At 66.4% G+C, this 575-nt stretch carries 1 protein-coding gene; it reads left to right on the forward strand.

The window, feature by feature from the left end; translation table 11 throughout:
* Positions 1 to 315: 315 nt before the first annotated feature.
* A partial coding sequence (locus AC5LSR_RS08935) for a helix-turn-helix domain-containing protein (protein ID WP_493468346.1) occupies positions 316 to 575 on the forward strand: 260 nt, incomplete at its 3' end.

Consider the following 575-nt stretch of genomic DNA (forward strand, 5'->3'; position numbering starts at 1 on the left):
CTGACCCCTCCGGCGGCCATTTCCTCACCAGCACCCCACTGTCAGACCGACATACCTTCCCCGGTTGTCCGTGTCCGGAATACCACGATGATGCGGAAGCCGGGCGTGGATGCTCCTGGGGGCTATATTGACGGACGCCCGGTGCAATGCAACGACCGACCTGAACCGCCCCGGTCTCTAAAAACCCAGGGCGGTTCAACCCGCGTGGATCCTGCCCGTTCTGAGCGCGTGCGAGGCGGAGCGGAGCAGTGGGGTCGACGGATCATCTCCAGCTCGTTTATCTGATCAGATAAACGAGCTGGTAAAGTGTGGTCTGTGAGACTCGATCAGGACACTCGTGAGGTCATGGCGCTCCTCGACGCCGCCCTGGCTGACAGCGGTCTGACCCAGGTCGAGTTCGCGGCCGCGCTGGGAACGTCGGCGTCCAGGTTCTCCACCTACCGCTCGGGCGGGACGAAGCCGGCCGCCGTGTTCTGCTTCCGGGCACGGCGCATCGCCCGCGCGCTGGCGGTCGCGCGCGCCTCACGGCTGATGTCCGCGCCGGTGACCGCCAAGGCTGTCCGCGCCGCCGACGA

This window comes from Protofrankia sp. CiP1_Cm_nod4 (assembly GCF_982290645.1).